Source organism: Marinobacter sp. 1_MG-2023 (genome assembly GCF_030549045.1).
Classification (GTDB): Bacteria; Pseudomonadota; Gammaproteobacteria; order Pseudomonadales; family Oleiphilaceae; genus Marinobacter.
In genome coordinates this window covers 24,257-42,516 of the sequence record NZ_JAUOST010000003.1, presented here as the reverse complement: position 1 = coordinate 42,516, position 18,260 = coordinate 24,257, and the positions used below count along the sequence as shown (strand labels likewise).

The window sequence follows — 18,260 nt, the reverse complement described above, 5'->3', positions numbered from 1 at the left end:
GCAACCTTCTCCTCAGAACTTCAGGGTTACTGAGCCACTGATAATGTGGACATCGCCGTCTGCTGTTACGTCGGTTTCCGTACCCTCGTAGTCGACCAGGGTGAAATCCCGTTCTTGCAGCTGCTGGTATTGATAGCCCAGGTCAAAACGTACAGGAAAGGCCAGAAGGCGAGTGTGGTCGTAGGTGGCGCTAACGCCAAGGCCAACGACAATTTTGTCGGTATCCAGGTAGTTGATTTCCGGGTTGCGAGTTGTTTTCAGAGGCGACTCTTCGTAGGCCAATCCGCCCCGTATGGAAAAGTTTTTGTTGAGGTCGTACTCAGCACCAATACGTGGAATTATCGTATCGTTGAACTGAATGCGGCTGGCGGCGGGGATAGTGGCCTGATCTTTGATCGTATCGTCTTTGAATTCATCCGACAGCTCAGACCAGTTCTGCTGTTCGATGCTGCCGCCAATGCGCCAGTTTTCACCTCGGTATTGCGTCCCGAATCCGAAGGTTTCCGGTTGGAATGAATCGATTGTGGATACGACAAGGCTGAGGCCCGGATCGGGAATCGTTTGCGTAACGATAACGTTTGAATCAACAGCGGTTGAAGCTGATGACTTGGTTCGATAAGTGAACGCTGCTTCCCAGCCTTGCAGGAAGCAGCTGTTTTCCGGGCAAAAAGTGCTACCGAGATCGACGGTGGTGCCAATAATGGTTTTAACCTGTGGCTTGGCATTCACTGCCAGGCGCTCGCGGCTGGTTTCCCCGCCGAGTGTGGATACTGCATCGAGATCAGCGGTTGCATCCAGGGTTATGCGTGCGGATACGCCCACCGAAATACCGCGCCATATAGGGGTGGCACCGCCAAGGTTCAGGAACAGAGGCTCTTTCCCATATTGCAGGAACTGGCCATTGGATGAGGTCTGGGAATCAAATGCCAGCATTTCTTTCCCGTACTTTTCCACGCCGGCAATGAAACCAAGGTAAAGGGGGTGGTCAAAGCGTGTAAGAGAACCCAGGTTGGTTTTCATTCCGACCAGTACGTGTTGGCTGGGAGAGCTGGAAACCACATCCCCATTGGCATTAGGGTTTGCCGACCGCAGTTCCTGATCAGCGTGCAGAATGCCAGATGTCAGCTCGCCTCGCTCATCCCGGGTGAGAGCCGCCGGGTTATAATAAGTGGCGGACACCTGGTCATTAAACATGGAGAGAGACTGGGCGGTAGCAACGTCTATGGGCATGACACCATAAGTTGTACCGATATTGCCCATGCTGGCTGACGCCGACATAGAGAGAGCTGTGGATACTGCTGCAACCGCTAGGCTCAGCGCCCGTGCTGGAAACCGGGAGGTGGGGACCATTGATACACTCCATTATCTCATTGTTTTTATACTCTTGCCGTAATTCAGCGCCCCAGAGTAGGACTGGATACGGCTGGTAATTCTTTACACCCGGAAGTGTAGGGGGCTTGTCTTTCTAGGGCCTTGGCACTTTTGACACGATATCCTGTCGGAATGACCATGTGCGGGAGAAATTACCAAAAATCATATTTAATACAATTGGTTATGCAAATAATTAATTTGCGCGATGGTAGGTAACATGCTGGTGCCATTTGTGAGCCGGGGCGGCTCCAGGGAAAATCGGGGGGGGTAAGGAAACGCTAGGAGGTCGAAGCGAACCCCGCAGGCAATTGCGGGGTTCTTTGCGACTTATCTGGCTCAGCTTGCCATCGAAGCTTCATAATCGCGGATCATGCCGTAAAGCTCGTCTTTGAGGCTCAGCCGCTTTTTCTTCTGCTCTTCCAGATACTCATCGGAGGTGGTCTCGACACCCTGTTCAATGCGATGTATCTCATGATCAGTGTCGTGATAAGTTTCGAACAACTTCGCAAAATGCTGGTCTGTCGTTTTCAGTTTATGAATGGCGTCTTTAGACTCCGGCAGTTCACGTAGAAGATCGTGTTTTTCTAGTGGCATTCGTTAGTTCTCCTCAGGTGTGTAACCACATTAACCAAATTCAGTTTAGGCCGTTTCACACGGGCATGCTTGATCCTCGTCAATGCGCCGGAATTCTGCCCGGTTGACGGAAACAAGGAAGAGCGCCGCCGGGCACTCACTTCCTTGTTTCTATCATGCTCGGTGACACTCAGTCTTGCCGAGTCTCGATCTGTCCGTCTTCATCCGAGATGACGATCTCTACGCGGCGGTTCTGTTGCCGACCAGAGGAAGTGTCATTGCCGGCGACGGGATACTGCTCGCCGTAGCCTCTTGTCTCTATACGGCGCCGCTCAATGCCCTGAGAGATCAGCTCATCACGGACAGCTTCGGCGCGGCGTTCAGACAGTTGCTGGTTGTAAGATTCTTCGCCAGTGCTGTCGGTATAACCTTCCACGCTGACTCTACGGTCTTCATACTCCCGCATGAATTGTGCGAGGCGGCCTATGGTTCGTTCCCCTGATGACTTCAGGTCGGCCTTGTTAAGGTCGAACAGAACATCGCCCAGTGTCAGAACCATTCCACGATCAGTGCGCTCTGCTTGCAACTCTTCCATTCTTTGTCGCAGCATTTCAGCTTCTTTGCGGGCCTGCTCGGCTTCACTGGAGCGTTGGTTGAGCATTAATTCGCGACGGCGCTCTTCAGCCGAGTCTATTTCTTCCTGCAAGCGTGCGCGCTCACCCTGCTCGCTGGCGATCTGTGCATGGCGATTGGCAAGATAGGCTGCATGCTCAATAAGAACCGTGTCCTTGCCGTCTTCCAGCAAAGACTCGGCGCGGCTCAGCTCATCTCTCGCACTTCTGAGTTGGCGATCGCCACTGCGTGCGACATCCGGATCATCTTTGATTTTGGTGTAAGAGGCGCGCGCTTCATCGACCATCGCGTTTTCCGTCGGGGTTGAAGAGCAGCCGGCGACCAGCACTGACAAGCCCACAGCCACGCCCAGTGTTATGTTGCGTTTGTTCATAACAGTCTCCTTTCCAGATATGGCGATTACTGGTCTTGATTGATTTGGTTGCGCATTGATTCAATGTTTTGGTTGATTTCCTCAACAGCCTGGCGTGCTTTTTCAGTATCAGCGCGCGCGCCTGCTAGCTGAGCATCGACGGAAGCCTGTTCCAGAAGGCGTTCGGCCTCGATGTACCGCTCTTGTTCGATCAGGTTTTTCGCATCGGCGACCTTATTCTGCGCGTTGTTGAGCAGCACCGGTTGGAACTTCCGGGCATCTGCGGCAACGGCCTGCTGAAGAGAACTCTCCGCAGACTGAAGGTCTGAATCGGGCCGTTCGCCAGAACTGGCGCAACCACCGATAGTAAGAGCGACGCCAGTAATCCCGGCGGTGTATAACATCGACTTGAATTTGTTCATGCACGATCTCCTTTCAGCAATATGTAAGCTATGCAGGAACGTGTTTTACGCACGAAATCATCCTGCCGTCGGGGTTGACGGACTTTTATGAACGGCGAGATGTGCCGTAAAACGACGGAATGCCATGCTCACCACACCATAACTCTAGCAGGCAGCAGGCAATCGACCATGACTGATTCGCAACAAACCCGGAGTGATAAGCCGCTGAACGCTTGGCATGATTGCGCATGCAGAATATAAGTTTTTGAAAAAAAAGATTAAATTGGTCGGCAGGGCAGTGAACAAGCTGTCATGGGAGGTCGGGGTCAAGTGAATGGGGCTGTGAGAGTTGCCGGGTGGAGCTGGCAAGATATTTTCGAGTAATGGTGGGCCCACCTGGACTCGAACCAGGGACCAAAGGATTATGAGTCCTCTGCTCTAACCAACTGAGCTATAGGCCCGTTCAGCGAACGCTGTCAGGAAAGTGTTTCCCCTTAGGGAAACAAAGCGGGCGCCATTATACCGGGGAGGTGCGGCGCCCGCTACTGTTGTGAAGCTTATCCGTTGCCTTGATCGTCAATAAATCCGCGCAGATGATCGGAACGGGAAGGATGACGCAGTTTGCGCAGTGCCTTGGCTTCGATCTGACGGATACGCTCACGGGTTACGTCGAACTGTTTGCCGACTTCTTCCAATGTGTGATCCGTGTTCATTTCGATACCAAAGCGCATGCGCAGTACCTTGGACTCACGAGCCGTCAAGCCTGACAGAACGGAGCGGGTAGCTTCGCGCAGGCCTTCAGCAGTTGCCGAATCCACTGGCGAGAGCGCCTGTATGTCTTCAATGAAGTCACCAAGGTGACTGTCTTCATCGTCACCAATCGGTGTCTCCATGGAGATTGGCTCTTTGGCGATCTTCAGTACCTTACGAATCTTGTCTTCAGGCATTTCCATGCGCTCGCCGAGCTCCTCCGGAGTAGGCTCGCGGCCCATTTCCTGAAGCATTTGGCGAGAAATACGGTTGAGCTTATTAATGGTCTCAATCATATGCACCGGAATACGGATGGTGCGCGCCTGATCCGCAATGGAGCGGGTGATGGCCTGACGAATCCACCAGGTGGCATAAGTAGAGAATTTATAGCCACGGCGATATTCAAACTTATCGACGGCCTTCATAAGGCCGATGTTGCCTTCCTGAATCAGGTCGAGGAACTGTAGGCCGCGGTTGGTGTATTTCTTCGCGATAGAAATCACCAGTCGCAGGTTGGCCTCAACCATTTCTTTCTTGGCACGACGAGCTCTCGCCTCACCAATGGAAACGCGGCGGTTGATTTCCTTGATGTCGACAACATCCAGATCCACTTCGGTCTGCACATTCTGTATGCGCTTCTGAAGCCGGATGATTTCATCAATGCGCTCGCCCATAGCCGCAGCGTAAGGCTTTTTGCTCTTGATGGTTTTTTCTGCCCAATCCTGATTTGCTTCGTTGCCCGGGAAGGATTTGATGAAATCCTTGCGCGGCATTTTGCAGTCGCGGACGCAGATTTGCAGTATCGCTCGCTCATTCTGGCGCACTAGGTCGTTGGTGGAGCGAACTACATTGACCAGCTCATCGAATGCTTTATTACCCAGCTTGAATGGGGCAAAGACCTGGCCCAGCTCATTAAGGGCTGCCTGGGTTTTCTTGTCAGCGCGACCGTGTTTGGCAAGCAATGCCTCGGCTTCGGTCAACTTCTCCCTGAGAAGTTCAAAACGCAGGCGGGTCTCTTCAGGATCTGGTCCGCTCTCGGTTTCTTCCTCTTCCTCATCGTCTGAATCATCGTCATCAGATTCCGAGTCGGGGGTTTCGGCTTTGGCGGGCTCTTCCGGCATGAACGGCTCAGCGCCATCAGGATCAAGGAAGCCCGTCACTATATCGCTGATACGGCCTTCATTCTCGATGATGCGATCATAGGCCTGGATCACAGTGCCTACGGTGCCGGGGAAGTGAGAAACCGCTGCCATGACATCGCGGATACCTTCTTCGATGCGTTTGGCGATGACAATTTCGCCTTCGCGGGTCAGCAGTTCCACTGTGCCCATTTCACGCATGTACATGCGCACGGGGTCAGTAGTACGACCGGCGTCAGATTCTACGGCGGCGAGGGCAGCAGCGGCTTCAGCAGCGGCTGCTTCGTCGGCGGTGGAGTCGCCGTCGGTCATCAACAGAGTATCGGCGTCCGGTGCCACTTCAGACACCTGAATGCCCATATCGTTGATCATGCGAATAATGTCTTCGACCTGATCCGGATCGGCAATGTCTTCCGGGAGGTGGTCGTTTACCTCGGCGTAAGTCAGGTAGCCTTGTTCCTTGCCTCGTGCGATGAGGTCTTTCAAACGTGATTTCTGCGAATTGCCTGACATAGACACCCTGTGAACTCGCTTAAATAAAGAGAAAATTAAACAGCCATTATAGCTGTCGCTCTAATGCTCTGCCACCGAATGGTTAGATGGTGATCAGTACGCCAAGTTTCAAGTGCTGCTAATCCGGGCTTCCCCCGCTTAGCTCTCGCAGCTCTTGCCGTTCCTCGGCGGTAAGGTTTGCGAAGTTGCGCAATAAAGTGGCCAGCTTTTGCTGCCTTGATGCTTCTTCGTTCGGGCTCAGCATCTCTCTTGCAGCGGCCAGAGTGCTTTCCCGTGCAGGGATATGCTCTATGCCGTCGAACAGATGGTAGAACCGTTCACGCGCCTGGCTGTTCAAAGCCAGCGTTGTTATCAATGCTTTTCGATTCCGGATTTCGTGCTCCAGAATAAAACCCGCAAAATTCCGGGCCTGATTGTACTGGCGGGAATGGAGTGCCAGTTCGGTAATCTCACTTGCCATATCCGGTGCTTCCAGCAGCGCCAGACACAGAATGCTGTCTTTGCTCAACTTTACGTCGATACGCTCTTCGGTGATGCGATCCCGTCGCTCACCTTTCCCTTTGCCCCACTGCTGGGGAGGGCGGTTCTGCCATTGGTTTCGGCCTCCGCACAGACGCAGCATTTCGTGCCACATGGCATCCCGCAGGGTGCTTCTGGGCATTTTGTTCAGCAGCGGCTCGGTTCTGGCTCTGAGCTCGCCCCGGTTCTCCGGTAGCTGGAGGTCCAGACCCTCGCTCTGTCGGTCAAACAGATACCGTGAGAGCGGGGTGGCGCCATCAATACGCTTCTGAAAAGCCTCTGCGCCCTCTTTGCGTACCAGCGTATCCGGATCTTCGCCCTCCGGAAGCATCAGGAATTGCAGGTGAAGCCCGTCTGCCATCAGTTCAAGAGCGTTGTCCATTGCCCGGTCAGCGGCTCTGAAACCGGCCTGATCACCGTCAAAGCAGAAAACGACATGACGTACCTGTTTCAACAAGGCCGTCAGGCTGTCCTGATTTGTTGCTGTGCCGAGGGTCGCAACCGCGTAATGAATGCCATGCTGGGCCAGGGCAATCACGTCCATGTAGCCTTCTACTACGAGCAGCTTGTCGAGCTGTTTCAGTGCCTGCTTTGCTTCAAACAGGCCGTAAATCTGCCGGCTTTTGTGAAATACATCCGACTCCGGAGAGTTGATGTACTTGGCCTTGTCGTCCCCAAGCGTCCGCCCGCCGAAGGCAATGGTTTTTCCGCGGCTGTTGCGGATCGGGAACATGATCCTGTTGCGGAACAGGTCCCGGGGCCGGCCATATTTATCAGAAACTGTGCCTGTTTCAATCAGCGGCCCCTGAAGATCCTTGCTCGCGGCATCAAACAGCGACGTGCCTGCGGCAGGCGCAAAGCCCACCTGGTACTGTTGAATAATGCTCTCATCCAGCCCGCGCTGCTTCAGGTAGTCACGGGCGAAAGCGCCTTGCTGACTATGCAGCGATGACTGATAGAAGCGACTGGCAAAATCCAGCGCATCGGTCAACGTTCGAGCCTGCTGGATTTCCTGCTTCGCAGCCTGATCGTACGGCACTTCCAGTCCAGCCCTGCGAGCCAACTCTTCAACGGCCTCAGTAAAGCCCAGGCCCTCAAATTCACGTACGAAGCTGATAGCATCGCCATGAGCACCGCAGCCAAAACAATGATAGAAGCCTTTATCCGGTCTTACATTGAACGATGGCGTTTTTTCATCGTGAAACGGGCAGCACGCCTTGTAATTGGCGCCGGCCTTTTTAAGAGTTATGCGCGATCCGATCAGCTCTGCCAGGTCTACCCGGTCGAGCAGGTCTTCAACAAAGCGTTGGGGGATCAGTCCGCTCATAGAGGCTCCACATCAGGCACTTCACGCATTTGGCCAATAGCCAAAAATGCCGCCGAAGCCAGGCCCCGGCGGCATTTTTTGGTCGCTCTGTGCAGCCTGTGGCTGTACAGGCAATCAGTGCTTTGCAGTCAAGCGGCGTCTGCGGTAACTCAGTACAGACGCTCGAACTTGCGCTGTTCCCGCTGAAGCTTCTTGAGATGGCGCTTAACGGCAGCTGCTGCTTTGCGCTTACGAACGGAAGTCGGCTTTTCATAGTGCTCACGACGACGTACTTCTGAAAGTACACCCGCTTTTTCGCAAGAACGCTTGAAGCGACGCAGTGCTACGTCAAACGGTTCATTCTCTTTCACTTTAACAGCTGGCATTCGACAATCACCTACCTGATAGATTCGGTTTCATTTTGATGCGCATCTGGCTGTGCCAGACCGGCTCGATTCTCTCGATTTCTGGTCAGATTGGCTAAAATGCGACCAGTTCGTAATTTAGGGCGGCAATGATAGCGCCTGGATCGTGGCAAGGTCAATGTTTGTTGGATGAAACTGCCAGTGAGTTTCGGGTTTCTGCTAAAATGCGCGTCACTTATCCATTTTTCGCTAACCGATGTGGCCAGATTATATGCTGATCCTGGGTATTGAGACTTCCTGTGATGAAACCGGCGTCGCCTTGTTTGACACCGACAAGGGGCTTTTAAGTCACGCGCTGTTCAGTCAGGTTGACATGCATGCAGATTATGGCGGTGTCGTGCCAGAGCTTGCGTCCCGTGATCATGTTCGCAAACTTTTGCCGTTGTGTGATCAGGTGCTTGCAGACGCAGGTCGCTCGCGAAAGGATATCGAGGGGATTGCTTATACGGCGGGCCCGGGATTGATTGGGGCTCTTATGGTGGGTGGGGCGGTAGCCCACGCCCTGGGATTTGCCCTCGATATACCTGTACTTGGCGTGCATCACATGGAGGGCCACCTGCTGGCGCCCATGCTGGAAGACAATCCGCCGGCGTTTCCCTTTGTGGCTCTGCTGGTTTCCGGTGGGCACACACAACTGGTTCGAGTGGATGGCATCGGTGAGTATGAAATGCTCGGAGAGTCAGTTGACGACGCAGCCGGTGAGGCATTTGACAAAACTGCCAAGATGTTAGGGCTGGATTACCCCGGGGGGCCCAGGGTAGCAGCGCTGGCTGAACAGGGTGTGCCAGGAAAATATAAGTTCCCACGACCGATGACAGACCGGCCCGGCTTGGATTTCAGCTTTAGTGGTTTGAAGACCTACACGCTGAACACCGTCAATGCCGAGAAAAAGGCAACAGGGGCCCTCAGTGATCAGGTGCGTGCTGATATTGCTCTGGCTTTTGAAACGGCTGCTGTGGACACACTGGTAATAAAGTGCCGGCGAGCACTCGAGCAGGCAGGCTGCGATCGCCTCGTTATTGCCGGGGGGGTCAGCGCCAACAAACGGCTGAGAGCCGGCCTTGAGAAGATGGCAGCAAAGCTGTCCGCCCAGGTATTTTATGCCCGCCCGGAGTTTTGCACCGATAACGGGGCGATGATCGCCTACGCCGGTGCCCAGCGTATGAAGGCGGGGCAATGTGATGGGGAGCGGATTGTCGCTGTACCCAGGTGGCCGATGAATCAGTTGCCGTCGTTAGCTGAGGCGCGGCTGCAAGGGCTGGTGGATTGAGCCAGAGGAGCGTTAAAAGCCGATTTCCCTTCCTTGGGCGAGGCGAATCAGATTGTTGCGGTGACGCACGACAATGAGAATGGCCAGGAGACCAAATAAGGGAAGATTCTCTGGCTCAATAAATGCGCTGATTAGCGGCCCGCTGATGATGGCTATTACAGATGCCAGTGCCGAGATTTTCCAGCGCCAAAGCACGAGTAGCCATAGAAATGCCATTGCGAGCGTTGTAACTGGCGCCAGCGCAAGGCCTGCGCCGAGGGCTGTAGCAACCCCTTTGCCGCCTTTGAATCGATAGAACGCCGGGATCATGTGCCCGGTAACGGCAAACAGCGCCACCATGGCCTGCACCAGAGCCGATAAGCCCGCGTTGTGCGCCAGCCAGACGGGCAGCCAACCTTTAGCCGCATCCAGTACCAGGGTGATCAGAGCCGGTAGCCAGCCGCCGGCCCGGTATACGTTTGTTGCCCCGGGGTTTCCCGAGCCCTGAGCCCGAGGATCGGGCAGCCCCCAAATCCTGCAAACCGGAAGAGCAAAGAGCACCGACCCGGCCAGATAGGCAGTCATACACAACAGAACAGTTAATAGCGGATCACTCAAGGCCATGTTGCGAGCTCAGGGACAAAGACGTATCAGGGTAATATGTGCGAAAATGCCGGCCCTCAGTTTGCAGGCCGGTGTTGTTACAGTATCCGCAGTCTGTACGTTATTCAATCAGCAGTATGTGGGATAACCCAGGGAGCCCTCTTGGCAGATAGTGTATTGATCGAAAACCTGGTTGTAGAAACTGTGGTGGGTGTATACGACTGGGAGAGGGAAGTGACCCAGGCGCTGGTTGTAGATCTTGACATGGCTTGGGATAACCGCATTCCCGGCCAGTCTGATGATGTAGCGGATGCGCTTGATTATGCCGCAGTCAGCGAGCGGGTAGGGCAATGCCTTCAAGAGCTCAAACCAAGGTTGCTTGAGCACGGTGCAGAGGTTCTGGCGGAAGTTTTGCAGCGGGAGTTTGGTATTAGCTGGCTGCGTCTGACGTTGCGCAAGCCCGGAGCGGTTCCAGCGGCCAAGTCTGTGGGCGTCTGCATTGAAAGGTCAGCTCGTGAAGGAGAGCTCGGTAATGCCTGATCAGGTTCCGGTTTATATCAGTATTGGTAGTAATATCGACAGGGAACGTTATGTGTGTGCGTCTCTTGATGCACTTTCAGGCTGGTTTGGCGAACTCGAAATCTCTCCGGTATACGAAAGTGAAGCGGTTGGTTTTGATGGTTCCCCGTTCTTGAATCTGGTTGTGGGTGTCTGGACCCATCTGTCAGTCGGCGAGCTTTCACAGAATTTCAAACAACTGGAAGCAGAAAACGGCCGGCGCAGAGACGCACCGAAGTTCAGCGCAAGAACGCTGGATCTGGATATTCTGACCTACGGCGAGGCCGTGGGCCGGATGGATGGAGTGGAGCTGCCCAGAAGCGAGATTCTCAAGAATGCTTTTGTCCTGCGCCCTCTGGCAGACATTGCACCTACCGTGAAGCACCCGGTATGCCGGATGAGTTACCTTGAACTCTGGCAAGCCTATAACGTTGACCAGAAACTCTGGCCGGTGAACTTCAGCTGGCAGGGGCGAGTGATTTCAAAGGCCGTTTGCTGAGCGGAACAGCGCAACCAGGTTATCTGTCGTGCTGTCACTTGCGTCGTCAGATTTTGCCGGTCCCAGCAGTTTCGGCAGAATGTTCTCGCCCAGTTTCTTGCCCAGCTCAACGCCCCACTGATCAAACGAATCAATATCCCAGATAACGCCTTGCACAAAGGTGCGGTGTTCATAGAGCGCGATCAGCGCTCCGACCGTTTCCGGTGTTACTTTTTTCATCATCAGCATATTGCTCGGCTGATTTCCGGGGATGACCTTGTGCGGCGCCAGTTTTGCTATGTCCGCCTCGTTCATGCCGCTCGCCGCCAACTCGGCTCTGGCCTCTTCCAGAGTCTTTCCTGTCATCATCGCGCGGGACTGAGCCAGACAGTTGGCAAAAAGATCCGCGTGGTGTGTTGCAACCGGGTTGTGGGTTTGCAGGGGAATGATGAAGTCTGCGGGAATGAGGCGCGTGCCCTGGTGAATCAGCTGGTGATAGGCGTGCTGGCCATTCGCACCGACCCCACCCCAGATAACCGGGCCTGAATTATATTCCAGCGCTTCTCCGTGTTGATTCACGCGTTTGCCGCTGCTTTCCATGTCCAGTTGCTGAAGATGAGCTGGCAAGCTGCGGAGGTAATGATCGTACGGCAGTATGGCGTGGGTTTCGGCGCCCCAGATGTTGCTGTACCAGATGCCCAGCATGGCCATGATAACCGGCAGGTTTTTTTCCAGAGGCGTGTCGCGGAAATGCTTGTCCATGGCGTGGGCTCCGGCAAGCAAAGCGCGGAAATTCTCCATGCCGACCGTCAGTGCGATGGGGAGGCCAATGGCCGACCAGAGAGAGTATCGCCCGCCTACCCAGTCCCACATCGGGAATACGTTGGCGGGATCAATGCCGAACTCCTTCGCAGCTGCCGGGTTGGCGGTGACCGCTATGAAATGGTTGGCAACTGCTTGTTTGTTGCCGCTGCGATCTATGAACCATTGGCGGGCAACTTTACTGTTTTCCAGAGTCTCTCGCGTGCCGAATGACTTCGACTGGACCAGGAACAGCGTGGTTTCCGGGTCTACTGTCGCCAGGGTCTCGCAGATTTCCGTGCCGTCGATGTTGGCCACATAGTGGCAACGCAGGCCGGGCGCGCGGAAAGGCTGAAGGGCCTCGGTCACCAGTTTCGGTCCAAGAAAAGAGCCGCCAATACCAATGCTGACCACATCGGTAAATACCTTGCCGGTATAGCCGCAGCGAGAATGGCTGAGTACCTCTTGTACGAAGGTCTCCATGCGTGCCAGCGTGGCGCCTACTTCTGCAATTACATCCACACCATCAATCATGATGGTGTCGGTCCCCGGGTTGCGCAAAGCCGTGTGAAGTGCAGGGCGGTTTTCTGTAACGTTCACCTTGTCCCCGCGCAGCAGGGCTGCTCTGCGATCTTCCAGTTTGAAGCTGCGAGCAAGGGCCATCAATCCCGAGAGCACCTCATCTGTAAGCCGGTTTCGGGAGAAATCCAACGACAAGCCGGCGCCTTCAACAAAATAACGTTGTGCCCGCGCAGGGTCGTCTGCAAACAGTACTTTCATTGTGCTGTGCTGCAGGCGTTCTCTGCAGGCCTCCAGCTCCTTCCACTCCGGCTTTTGTGTCAGTGCTGGGGTTGGCGTGGTCATCTAAGAGTCCTTTCCTGATGTATTGGTGTAGTGGCTCAGCGGGTTACTGAGATATTGTCAATTAACCGGGTGGTGCCAAGAAACGCAGCTGCCAACAGCGTAACTTCCCGATCCTCTGGTGCGGCGGGCTTCAGAGTCTGGCTGTTTGCAATGTTGAAATAATCAAGACGCAAGCCGGCTTCGCGCAAGCTGTCCCCGGCCTCCTGAGCGAGCACCAGAAAATCATCGCGCCCGTTGGCAATTTTTTCCGAGGTGGTTTGGAGTGCCTGGTAGATGGCGGGAGCAATGATGCGCTCCTGCTCTGAGAGGTAGCCGTTGCGTGAGCTCTTGGCCAGGCCGTCCTCTTCCCGAACGGTTGGCGCCCCAATGACTTCAACCGGCATCATCAGATCCCGTGTCATCTTGCGGATGACAGCCAGTTGCTGGAAGTCTTTTTCACCGAATACAGCGAAGTCGGGCTGGATCATATTGAACAGAACAGAGACCACCGTTGCGACACCCTCGAAGTGCCCTGGACGGCTTGCACCGCAGTGCCCATCACTCACCTCAGGCACTACAATCCGGGTATGACGGGCGAGGCCCTCTGGATAGACTTCGTCGGCGGAGGGGGCAAATACCAGCGTGTTCCCCGCAGCGCTGAGTTTTTCCTGATCTTCGATCAAGGTGCGAGGATAGGTGTCGAGATCCTCGTTGGCACCGAATTGCATCGGGTTGACGAAAATGCTGGTAACCACAATATCTGCGGCTTCGGCAGCCTTGCGAACCAGCGAAATATGCCCCTCATGCAGGTTCCCCATAGTCGGAACCAGGCCGATGGTCTTTTCCTGCTGGCGGTAGCCGCGGAGAATGGCACGCAGCTCTTTTAGTGAATGGACGGTTCTCATGCCTTGAACGTATGCTCCTCGGCCGGGAATTTGCGCTCACTAACGGCTTTTGCGTAGGCGGCAATGGCTTCCTGAATGGAGTTGTTTTCTGCCAGGAAGTTTTTCACAAAGCGTGGTTTTCGGCCCGTGGTAATGCCCAGCATGTCGTGCAGCACCAGAATCTGGCCATCGGTATCGGAGCCGGCACCAATGCCGATAACAGGGGCTGTCACAGCTTTGGCAATTCGCGCGGCCAAAGGCGCAGGAACGCACTCCAGAAGGATTATGTCTGCACCTGCAGCCACGAGCTCACAGGCGTGGTCGATCATTATTTCCGCCGACTTTTCATCGCGCCCCTGAACCTTGTAACCGCCAAACTTGTTGACAAATTGTGGGGTCAGGCCCAAGTGGGCGCATACCGGAACGGCTCTCTCTGAGAGCGCGGTAATGGTATCTTTCATCCAGTCGGTGCCTTCCAGTTTTACCATGTGGGCACCTGCCCGCATGAGCTTGGCGGCATTCTCCAGCGCTGCGTCTACGGTTCCATAGCTCATGAAAGGCATGTCGGCCATGATCAGCGAGCCGTGGTTGCCTTTGGCTACACAGCTAACGTGGTAAACGATCTGCTCCATAGTGACTGGCAGGGTACTGTCGTGGCCCTGAAGCACCATGCCCAGCGAGTCGCCAATCAGAATAACGTCCACCCCGGCTTCGCTGACGACCTGGGCAAAGGTGGCGTCATAGGATGTGAGAGCAGAAAAGGCTTCGCCCTTTTGTTTATATTCCCGCAGGGTGTTGATGGTAACAGCCATAAAATCCTTGCCTTTTGGGTAGGTGGGCCAAGACCGTGCCGAGGATAACCGGCGTTCAGATGCTAAGGGTAATCCGGAGGTGGAAGTTTGCGCAACCGGTTGTCCGGGCATTGTTCCCTCAGGGTCGCGATTGAGGTGCCGTCAGGCAGTGCCAGATCAGGTTTCAGATCCAGCAGCGGCTGAAGCACAAAATCCCGGTTCGGGAGCTCCAGGTGGGGAACGGTAAGTCGGTTGTCATTCAGTACCAGGTTGCCGAATACGAGCAGATCAAGATCAAGGGTGCGTGGGCCCCAGCGCTTGAGGCGTTCGCGCCCGTGGGCGTGTTCGATGGCCTGAAGCTGGTCGAGTAGAGTATGCGGGGCAAGCCCGGTGCTGAGCCATACCGCACCATTCACAAAATCCGGCTGATCCTGAGGGCCGACCGGGCTGCTGGCGTAAAAAGGCGACTGCGCAACAAGCGTGGTGTCGGGTAAGGCGGACAGCTCGGCTACTGCCATTGCCAACTGGGCTGCGGGATCTTTCAGATTGCTGCCCAGGCCAATGAAGGCATCAGTTTTCATCAGGGCGCTGGCCGCTTTACCGGTTTGCGGCGACGGCGTTTTTTTGGTGCGTCACTGCTGAGCTCTGAAAGCATGCGCTCTTGCCCGCGCTCATCCATGCGCTGAAACTCCGTCCACCATGCGCCCAGCCCTGGCTCGATTTCACCACAGGCTTCCCGGACCAGCAGAAAATCGTAGGCTGCACGGAACCTTGGGTGGCTCATGGCTACAAAGGCTCGTTTTCCCTGGCGACGAGGCAGGCGCATCTGCAGTTCCCAGATTTCTTTCATGGGGCCTGAGAAGCGCTTGGGTATCGAGGTTGCCTGCACCTGGCGACCAATTACTTTGCCGATTGCACCGTGAAGTGCTGGCTGTACCGGGTCGCCGTTGTCCTGGCGCTGGTTCCACTCCCTTTGTAGTGCGGGCCAGAGCATGGCTGCAAACAGGAAGTAGGGCGTAACGGACTTCCCTTGCGCGATCCGGGCATCGGTGTTGCGCAATGCCTGGCGAATCAGCTCGTCCGGCTCGCCAGCCTCGATGGCCTTGACGGTTTCAGGGAATAATGGCGCCAGAAGGTTGTAGCGGGTAAGTAGATCATAGGTGGCTTCACCGTACCCGGCAGAAAACAGCTTCAGCACTTCCTCGAACAGACGGGCGGCCGGGATATGTGTCAGTAGCGGTGCCAGATTCTGGATGGGGGCTTCGGTTTCTGGCTCTATGTCAAAGCCCAGCTTGGCGGCAAAACGAATCGCGCGCAGCATACGAACCGGGTCTTCACGGTAGCGTGTTTCCGGGTCACCAATCAGGCGAAGTTGCCGGTTGCGCAGATCTTCAATGCCGTTGGCAAAGTCAATGACCGTAAAATCGCGGATGCAGTAGTAGAGCGCATTGACTGTAAAGTCCCGGCGCAGGGCGTCCTCTTCCTGGTTGCCATAAACGTTGTCACGCAATAGCAAGCCGTGTTCGCTGGTTTTCCTGTCATCGTCGGTGTTGTCGTCATCGGTTTCGACGGCGTTTCCGCGGAAGGTCGTTACCTCAATGACTTCGCGCCCGAATACCACGTGAACAATCCGGAAGCGCCGGCCAATAAGACGGGAGTTGCGAAACAGATCGTGAACTTCTTCCGGAGTGGCGTTGGTGGCGATGTCGAAATCTTTGGGCTGTTGTCCCAAAAGGATGTCGCGCACGCCGCCGCCCACAAGGTAAGCCTCATAGCCGGACTTGTTGAGTCGGCTAAGAACTTTCTTGGCAGGCTCGCTTATAGCAGAGCGTGAGACGTTGTGCTGGTCCCTGGGGATTTCCTGTCGCTGATAGGCTCGTACTTTTTTGTTCCCTTTACCGGGAATGAAAGAACGGAGCTTGCCGACGGATTGTTCGAAGATGGAGGAAAGTGTTTTTGGCATTGAAATCCGTGGTTGCGTTGAGCAAAAACCGAGAGTTTAACGGTTTGAGCAGGATTTGCACACGTTTGCCTCGGAATCTTGCGATCGCCAGATAATCAAAAGGCGGATCCGCTCTCACGAATCCGCCCTCAAAACGTTGACTATCTGCATTGTTTTTATTTTTTGCCGGGATTTTTCTTCGTTTTTGTACCCCACTGTATATCCTCAAAATTGAGGCTTCTCAGCAGTGCAAACGGAAAGCTTTGAACACAATCAGTAATCAAAGACATCGAACAAGTTATTGGTAGGTGCTGCGTCACCTCAGGGGTGATTCTTCTTTGCATCTCTACAACTCGCACGTGCCAAGGGACTACCAAAAAAGCAAAGTACCCAAAACACTCAATTCGCTCACGTTCTATTTTTGTTTTTGTTGCTGAACGTATTCCCGCAGCTTTTTGTTTTTGTTGAAGCGCTGCTTTGTCACTATTGTTTTTGTTGTTGTGCGCTTAATAGATTGCAGTTGGTGTGCCAGGTTTTGAAAACTCTTTGTAAACAGATGGTTAGAATTTTTGGTCGCGTAAGTGTTACCCCGTACCTTGTATAAGTGTTACCCGTAATCAGTCTTTTTCTTTGGAGTGTTACCAAGGGGAACATGCGGTAACAACTGAGCATAGGTTCATACTTTTAGATGGAGAGTTGGATCGTCGTCGATACGAAATTTCAGTTTCCTGAAGTTTTCTTTCGGGGGATGCCGAGCCGCTGCCTGCGCTCCCAGAGTGATTTTCGGCTGATGCCCAGTTTTTGCGCCAGCTCGGTCTCACTCATACGGTCCTGATTTTCCAGCACAAAGTGCTGGAAGTAGTCTTCCAGAGAAAGGTCGCTGGCGTTGTCTACATCACGGGAGCGTAGTGGCTCATTGTTGCCTTCCACCAGCGTTTCAGGAATGTACTCGTCGCCACCCTCACCGTCGAGATCCAGCAGCGAGGGTGTGATGATGTCTCCGTCGCACAGGATGCTGGCCCGTTCGATGGCGTTTTCCAGCTCCCTCACGTTACCGGGCCACCGATGTCGTTCAAGCACCCGCATTGCTTCGGGGCTGAGGTTCAGGTTGGGTTTGCCCACTTTGTCGCCCTGGGCAGTAAGAAAGCGCCGTGCCAACCCGAGGATGTCACTTTGCCGGTCCCGCAGGGGGGGAATCCGTATCTGCATTACGTTCAGGCGGTAGTATAGATCTTCCCGGAACCCGCCGGTGCGGGTCATCGCTTTAAGGTTGCGGTGGGTCGCGGCGATCATTCGCACGTTGACCTTCCGGCTCTGTGTTGAGCCCACTTTGCGGATTTCACTTTCCTGGAGTACTCGCAGCAGACGCGCTTGAGCTTCGGCTGGCAGTTCGCCAATCTCGTCCAGAAACAGGCTGCCACCGTCCGCGGCTTCAATCAGGCCGGTTCTGGCAGATACAGCGCCGGTGAATGCGCCTTTCTCATGTCCGAACAGTTCGGATTCGATCAGGCTTTCCGGAATGGCTGCGCAGTTGACCGAGATCAGCGGCTTTGTGGCGCGCGGGCTTAAAAGGTGCAGCGCCCGTGCAATAAGCTCCTTACCTGTACCAGACTCCCCTTGAACCAGCACGGTTGTTTCCGTCGGTGCCACTTTTCGAATGAGCGTGAACACTCTCTGCATGGGCTCGCAATGGCCGTACATAATACTGGCCGGGTCGCCGCTTTCCGAAGTCGCCGGGGTGTCTCCCTGACGCTCCGGGGCTGATGACATTGTGCGGGCCAGGATACTCTCTACGGCCGCAAGCATTTCATCGTGATCAAACGGCTTGGCTATGTATTCCACGGCGCCCATCTTCATGGAGTCCACTGCGGAGCGCAGGCTGGCGTAACTGGTCATGATCAGCACCGGTGTATTCGGTGCGCGGCCGATCAGTTCCGTGCCGGCGGCACCAGGCAGGCGCAGATCAGAAATAATCAGGTCGAACTGGTCCGGATCGTGTTCCTGCTCTGCTTCTTCCACTGAGCCGACATCTTCGACCTCATAACCAGCGTGCAACAACAGCTTGCGAACAGCGGAGCGAATAATATCTTCATCTTCCACGATCAGAATTCGGGGCATGGCAGTTTCAG

Annotated in this window: 17 protein-coding genes and 1 tRNA gene; 3 read left to right on the top strand and 15 right to left on the bottom strand. The window is 54.7% G+C overall.

Annotation, left to right across the window (positions count from 1 at the left end; genetic code table 11):
* Positions 1-12: 12 nt before the first annotated feature.
* The 8 genes from aupA to rpsU all read right to left on the bottom strand — a co-directional run bounded on the left by aupA (position 13) and on the right by rpsU (position 7,943).
* Positions 13-1,350, bottom strand: a complete 1,338-nt coding sequence (gene aupA, locus Q4606_RS09640) for an alkane uptake protein AupA (RefSeq protein ID WP_303607388.1) — start codon at positions 1,348-1,350, stop codon at positions 13-15.
* 357 nt (positions 1,351-1,707) lie between these two features.
* Positions 1,708-1,965, bottom strand: coding sequence for a YdcH family protein (locus Q4606_RS09635; protein WP_303597657.1), 258 nt, complete (start codon positions 1,963-1,965; stop codon positions 1,708-1,710).
* 169 nt (positions 1,966-2,134) lie between these two features.
* Complete coding sequence (locus Q4606_RS09630) at positions 2,135-2,950, bottom strand: OmpA family protein (RefSeq protein ID WP_303597658.1); 816 nt, start codon at positions 2,948-2,950, stop codon at positions 2,135-2,137.
* Between the two features lie 26 nt (positions 2,951-2,976).
* Positions 2,977-3,351 carry a DUF4398 domain-containing protein gene (locus Q4606_RS09625; RefSeq protein ID WP_303597659.1) on the bottom strand — a complete coding sequence of 125 codons (375 nt, stop codon included), beginning with the start codon at positions 3,349-3,351 and terminating at the stop codon, positions 2,977-2,979.
* Between the two features lie 363 nt (positions 3,352-3,714).
* A tRNA-Ile gene (locus tag Q4606_RS09620) sits at positions 3,715-3,791 on the bottom strand.
* Between the two features lie 96 nt (positions 3,792-3,887).
* Positions 3,888-5,732: an RNA polymerase sigma factor RpoD gene (gene rpoD, locus Q4606_RS09615; RefSeq protein WP_303597660.1), complete on the bottom strand. Its 1,845-nt coding sequence runs from the start codon at positions 5,730-5,732 to the stop codon at positions 3,888-3,890.
* Between the two features lie 118 nt (positions 5,733-5,850).
* Positions 5,851-7,578, bottom strand: coding sequence for a DNA primase (gene dnaG, locus Q4606_RS09610; RefSeq protein ID WP_303597661.1), 1,728 nt, complete (start codon positions 7,576-7,578; stop codon positions 5,851-5,853).
* Between the two features lie 149 nt (positions 7,579-7,727).
* Positions 7,728-7,943, bottom strand: a complete 216-nt coding sequence (gene rpsU, locus Q4606_RS09605; RefSeq protein ID WP_072794797.1) for a 30S ribosomal protein S21 — start codon at positions 7,941-7,943, stop codon at positions 7,728-7,730.
* A gap of 250 nt (positions 7,944-8,193) precedes the next feature.
* On the opposite strand from rpsU, the gene tsaD reads away from it, so the two are divergent.
* Complete coding sequence (tsaD, locus tag Q4606_RS09600) at positions 8,194-9,252, top strand: tRNA (adenosine(37)-N6)-threonylcarbamoyltransferase complex transferase subunit TsaD (protein WP_303607387.1); 1,059 nt, start codon at positions 8,194-8,196, stop codon at positions 9,250-9,252.
* A gap of 12 nt (positions 9,253-9,264) precedes the next feature.
* On the opposite strand, the gene plsY is transcribed toward tsaD, so the two are convergent.
* Entirely contained in the window at positions 9,265-9,855 is a 591-nt protein-coding gene (gene plsY, locus Q4606_RS09595) for a glycerol-3-phosphate 1-O-acyltransferase PlsY (RefSeq protein WP_303597663.1), read from the bottom strand.
* Between the two features lie 141 nt (positions 9,856-9,996).
* Here plsY and Q4606_RS09590 point away from each other — a divergent pair, with 141 nt between their 5' ends.
* Positions 9,997-10,374 (top strand): dihydroneopterin aldolase, encoded by a 378-nt coding sequence (locus Q4606_RS09590; RefSeq protein ID WP_303607386.1) that lies wholly within the window; start codon positions 9,997-9,999, stop codon positions 10,372-10,374.
* A complete protein-coding gene (folK, locus tag Q4606_RS09585) occupies positions 10,367-10,891 on the top strand; it encodes a 2-amino-4-hydroxy-6-hydroxymethyldihydropteridine diphosphokinase (RefSeq protein ID WP_303597665.1) in 525 nt (174 codons plus the stop codon). Before Q4606_RS09590 ends, folK (Q4606_RS09585) begins: the two co-directional genes overlap by 8 nt.
* Here folK (Q4606_RS09585) and pgi read toward each other — a convergent pair.
* From pgi to Q4606_RS09555, 6 genes are all read right to left on the bottom strand, one after another.
* Positions 10,874-12,535 (bottom strand): glucose-6-phosphate isomerase, encoded by a 1,662-nt coding sequence (gene pgi / locus Q4606_RS09580; protein ID WP_303607385.1) that lies wholly within the window; start codon positions 12,533-12,535, stop codon positions 10,874-10,876. The genes folK (Q4606_RS09585) and pgi overlap by 18 nt on opposite strands.
* Positions 12,536-12,570: 35 nt before the next feature.
* Complete coding sequence (gene panC, locus Q4606_RS09575) at positions 12,571-13,419, bottom strand: pantoate--beta-alanine ligase (RefSeq protein ID WP_303607384.1); 849 nt, start codon at positions 13,417-13,419, stop codon at positions 12,571-12,573.
* On the bottom strand, positions 13,416-14,210 hold the full coding sequence (panB, locus tag Q4606_RS09570; protein ID WP_303597668.1) for a 3-methyl-2-oxobutanoate hydroxymethyltransferase: 795 nt from the start codon (positions 14,208-14,210) through the stop codon (positions 13,416-13,418). The genes panC and panB overlap by 4 nt, the downstream gene beginning before the upstream one ends.
* 62 nt (positions 14,211-14,272) lie before the next feature.
* Positions 14,273-14,770 carry a 2-amino-4-hydroxy-6-hydroxymethyldihydropteridine diphosphokinase gene (gene folK / locus Q4606_RS09565; protein WP_303607383.1) on the bottom strand — a complete coding sequence of 166 codons (498 nt, stop codon included), beginning with the start codon at positions 14,768-14,770 and terminating at the stop codon, positions 14,273-14,275.
* Positions 14,770-16,152, bottom strand: a complete 1,383-nt coding sequence (pcnB, locus tag Q4606_RS09560; protein WP_303607382.1) for a polynucleotide adenylyltransferase PcnB — start codon at positions 16,150-16,152, stop codon at positions 14,770-14,772. Before pcnB ends, folK (Q4606_RS09565) begins: the two co-directional genes overlap by 1 nt.
* A 699-nt stretch (positions 16,153-16,851) precedes the next feature.
* Complete coding sequence (locus Q4606_RS09555; protein WP_303597671.1) at positions 16,852-18,249, bottom strand: sigma-54 dependent transcriptional regulator; 1,398 nt, start codon at positions 18,247-18,249, stop codon at positions 16,852-16,854.
* Between the last annotated feature and the right edge of the window lie 11 nt (positions 18,250-18,260).